This window comes from Streptomyces sp. NPDC054840 (assembly GCF_053611065.1).
Genome location: NZ_JBSGZP010000660.1, coordinates 1 through 4,052 on the forward strand (window position 1 = coordinate 1; position 4,052 = coordinate 4,052).

The following is a 4,052-nucleotide window of genomic DNA, read 5'->3' on the forward strand; positions in this document are numbered from 1 at the left end:
GGCCGGCTGTGGGGCGGCTTTCCGCGCCGGGCGGCGCGACGTCGCCGACGGCCCGGCCACCACCTCCCCCGGCGCCTTCGGCGCGCTCCGCGGGTTGCTCCACCGGGCCGGTGAATGCCTTCGGAACCGCAGCCGGAGCGGGCGCGGACTCGGAGGCGGCCGGCACGGGGTAGCGCTCGGCCCAGCCGTCCAGCGGCCGCAGATAGGCCTGCAGGCGCGGCGGGCGCGGCTCGGAGGGGCCGTTCTCCCAGTTCTTCACCGTCTGGGGCGTCGACTTCAACGCGGCCGCGAGCCGAGCCTGCGTGACACCGGCCGCCTCACGCAACCGCGCCCGCTCCGCCGGAGACGGCAGCCCCGGCTCGCCCTCCAGCAGCGCGTCCACCCTCCGAACAGCTCTTCCGCGAACGGCACGGACCTCCCGGTCGTAGGCTGCCGTGGCCTGGGCGGCTTCACCGGCACCCTGCTGGGCTCGGTGAGCCGCTACTGCGTCGAACACGCGACCTGCCCCGTACTGGCGATGAGAGACAACTAAGCTTGTCCTACCTTCCAGGCGTGGGTCTGAGCCGGTCAGGCACCGAGGGCGGCAAGCTGGGGAACGGCCCGTCCACCTCCCGCACGCCGAACAGTGGCGACGGGCCCGAAGGATGGACTGGCCTCGCGGCCGGCCGGCGTCCCTATTCCCAGAAGGCCGCTGACCTCATCAGTGTGGGCCGTCGTCCTGCGCGAGGGCGTTCTCCCGCAGGTTTGGTTCCTTGCGGAGTGTCCTGGTGAACCATGTGCCGTAGCGGTCGCCCAGGAGGGGGGCTGATGCTCCGTGGAGGATGATGCTCAGGCCCACGGTCACCGCGATGACCTCGCTCAGCAGGGTTCCCCCGGGCAGATGTTCTTCCAGGGCGAGCAGGCCGAACACAAGGGAGGCGAGCCCCCGCGGGCCGAACCAGCCGATGTACGCGATGGAGGCGGGGCGCAGGCCGGTGCCGGCCAGGGCGAGTGCGACGGGCAGCATCCGGACGACGGTCAGGCTGAACAGCGCGTAGAGGACCATGCGCCATTGCAGGTGCTGGAGTGTCGGTCCCAGGATGACCGCGCCGAAGACGAGGAAGCTCAGTGAGGCGAGGAGGAGGCCGAGGCGTTCGGTGAACCTGGTGCTCTGCGCGGGGTCCGAGTCCTGGGGAGGGATGTCCGGGCCGGCGGGGGTGCGGCGCAGGTGGATGCCGAAGACCAGGCCGGCGACCCAGGCGCCGATGAAGCCGCTGCCCTCGACCATGGCGCACAGGACGTACGCGATGACCGGGACGGCGAGTACCAGGAACTGCCGCCAGTCGGAGCTGCTCCACCCCCGGGCGAGCGACCAGCGCAACAGGCTCGCCCCGGTCCAGCCGGCCGTGATTCCGATCGTGCTGCTCAGCAGCAGCGCGCGCAGAAACGTCTCAGCCACGCTCGGGTGGTCGTGGCCCTCACCCGCCGCCGCAAGTGCCAGGACGAAGAACGGAAGTGTCAGGCCGTCGTTCAGACCGGATTCGATGGTCAGCCCGCCGCGGACCAGCGGGGGCACCTGCTTGTCGGAGAAGGCCTGCTGCCCGAGCGCGGCGTCCGTCGGCGCGAGGATGACGGCGGCCAGGGCCAGCTCCCACACGCTCAGGCCGGGCAGCAGCGGCCAGGCCACCAGCAAGCCCAGAGCCATCGTGACCGGCAGGCCGACCACGAGCAGCCGCAGCGGCAGGAACTCCTCCCGGCGCAGGTCCTGGGCCCTGATTCCCGCCGCGTCCGCGAACAGAAGGAGCACCAGCGCGCTCTCCAGGAGCGTCCGCGTGACCTCGGGATCCTTCGTACGGTCCAGCAGGTCCAGTCCCAGCGGGCCGATCGCCAGACCGACCAGCATGAAGACCAGCGGTCCCGAGAGCACCGTGGTCGACAAACGGCGTGAGAGCGCCCCATAGCCGACTACCGCACCACCGGCAATCAGGACGGCCCAGCCGTTCATCCGCACTCCTCACGCCCGCCTCGCGCAGAGAGGCGAGGTCCGACCCTATGGCGGCGCCGGTCAGATCTGCGGGAACCGTGCTCCGAACGCCCCCGGCTCGGCCCGGTCGGCCCAACGCGGCCGCATGGAGAAGAAAGAGGCACGCCGATCCTTGCCGGCCGACATCGATCTGTCCGCCTATCGGATCGCGCGGGAGGCGCTGACCGACGTGGTCCGGCACGCGGGCACCGGGCGTTGCCGGGTGGCCGTCGACTACAGGGCGGAGGAGCTGTCCGTGGAGGTCGTCGACGATGGGCGCGGCGCCACCGGGGGCAGCTCGGCCCGCGGCTTCGGCATCATCGGGATGCGGACGCGGGTCGCCCTGCTGGGCGGTCACCTCAGCACCGGACCGCAGACCGAGGGCGGCTTCCGGGTGGCGGCCAGGCTGCCGCCACCCGCACGCGTCGGAGCTCCGGTGGAGGCCCGACGACCGTCCGGGTGGTGCTCGCCGATGACCAGCCGGCGCGGCCGATCCTGGAAGAGGCCAACCCCGGGCGCCCCGAAGGATCGAGGCACCCCGGGCAGGGGCCTGCACAGTGCAACGAGCTCTCGCAGAACCGGTTCCGCGAGTGTGGACCGCCACGGGGCGAGGACGTTGTCCCCGCTTGCCGGGCTACCTCGGCGCCGGTGCCTTGCCGGACACCTTGATGCCTGCCTGGCGGAAGTCGTCCAGTGTGGAGGCAATGGTGTCGGGGGCGACACCGACCGTGTAGTCCAGGCGTACCCGGGTTTTGAATCCGGCCGCGGCAGCGTCCAGGGCGGTGGCACGCACGCAGTGGTCGGTTGCGATACCCACCACGTCCACATCCCGCACCCCGCGTGCGCGTAGCCAGTCAGCTAGGGGGGTGCCTTCGGTGTCCGCGCCTTCGAAGCCGCTCTTGGACGCACTGTGGGCGCCCTTGAAGAAGACGGCGTGAACCTTGCCGCCGACGACGGCGGGGGCGAAGTTCGGGTGGAATTCTCCGCCTTCGTCTCCGGCGACGCAGTGGACGGGGAAGCTGTCCTTGAAGTCCGGGTTCGAGGAGAAGTGGCCGCCTGGGTCGATGTGGTGGTCGCGGGTGGCCACGACGTACTGGTAGTCACCGTCCGCATGCTCCACCAGCTCGGCGATCGCGGTGGCGAGCTGAGAGCCTCCCGCGACGGGAACACTGCCTCCTTCGCAGAAGTCCTTCTGCACATCCACGACGATCAAGCCTCGGCTCATCACGAACACCCCTCAGGACGACGGAACGACCTCCGTCTTCTACCGGCCCTCTCACCTTCACCGGAGGCATAGCGCGCTGCGCTCACCCACATAGCCGCAGACATTCACCGCAGGAACGATTCGCACGGTCGAAGCAGTCAAAGGCCAAGTGCGCGGGCGGGGCCAGGGCTACCGTCAGGCGCCAGTGGTTCCCGCGGCTGCCGGACGTGCGCAGTCGAATTCGGGGCGTTCAACGACGTCGTGGTCCCGTCGTCCCGGCCCGGCGGCGATGCCTCGCCCTCCCCGCGCGGCTTGAAGGCCTCGTCCCCCGCATCAGTCGGCCGCGGGCGTGGGCCGAGGCCTCTACCCGGCCTACCGAGCAGGGACAGAGACCGCCGCGCCGAGATGGCCTTGTCGCTTAAGATCCCGGAATGGAAATCGAACTGTCGGACGCACTGGACGAACTGATCGAGCTGCAGGAAGCGACCGACGAAGCGCACGCCGAGTTGACGCGCCTCCAAGTGGAACTCGGCGACTCGGCTCAGTGGACCGACGAGCAGCACGTGACCTGGCGGGACGCGTGGGAAGACGCGCGCGAGCCCTGGTGGCTGCTGGATACGGCCCTGGACCACTACGCGGAGACGATCGGTTTGGAACGCGCCGAGTTGGAGGCCAGGGTGCAGAAGGCGGCAGGCCACGTTCCGCCACCAGACGAAGACTGACGGCCTGGCCGGCGATCGAGGCAGCCTGATCAGGCGTCTCTTTGGCTTGTCCGTCAGCCGCAGCTCGGTGCTGCGGCTGGTCGAATCCTTGCCGGCCGCGCCACGCACAGCGTCCTGCATGTGC

Annotated in this window: 5 protein-coding genes and 1 pseudogene; 3 read left to right on the forward strand and 3 right to left on the reverse strand. The window is 70.4% G+C overall.

What is annotated here, in order from left to right; genetic code table 11:
- A partial coding sequence (locus ACWGIU_RS31760) for a helix-turn-helix domain-containing protein (protein WP_453711570.1) occupies positions 1–382 on the reverse strand: 382 nt, incomplete at its 3' end.
- Between the two features lie 57 nt (positions 383–439).
- Here ACWGIU_RS31760 and ACWGIU_RS31765 point away from each other — a divergent pair.
- The gene (locus ACWGIU_RS31765; protein ID WP_453711574.1) at positions 440–532 is read left to right on the forward strand and encodes a universal stress protein; all 93 of its coding nucleotides are present in this window, start codon (positions 440–442) and stop codon (positions 530–532) included.
- 168 nt (positions 533–700) lie between these two features.
- On the opposite strand, the gene ACWGIU_RS31770 is transcribed toward ACWGIU_RS31765, so the two are convergent.
- Complete coding sequence (locus ACWGIU_RS31770; protein ID WP_453711571.1) at positions 701–1,984, reverse strand: cation:proton antiporter; 1,284 nt, start codon at positions 1,982–1,984, stop codon at positions 701–703.
- A 124-nt stretch (positions 1,985–2,108) separates the two neighbouring features.
- Between ACWGIU_RS31770 and ACWGIU_RS31775 the strand changes: the two are divergent.
- A pseudogene (locus ACWGIU_RS31775) lies at positions 2,109–2,405 on the forward strand (ATP-binding protein); the annotation flags it as partial.
- A gap of 231 nt (positions 2,406–2,636) precedes the next feature.
- Here ACWGIU_RS31775 and ACWGIU_RS31780 read toward each other — a convergent pair.
- Entirely contained in the window at positions 2,637–3,227 is a 591-nt protein-coding gene (locus ACWGIU_RS31780) for an isochorismatase family protein (RefSeq protein WP_453711572.1), read from the reverse strand.
- Positions 3,228–3,637: 410 nt separating this feature from the next.
- On the opposite strand from ACWGIU_RS31780, the gene ACWGIU_RS31785 reads away from it, so the two are divergent.
- Positions 3,638–3,928 (forward strand): hypothetical protein, encoded by a 291-nt coding sequence (locus tag ACWGIU_RS31785; RefSeq protein ID WP_453711573.1) that lies wholly within the window; start codon positions 3,638–3,640, stop codon positions 3,926–3,928.
- The last annotated feature ends 124 nt before the right edge of the window (positions 3,929–4,052 follow it).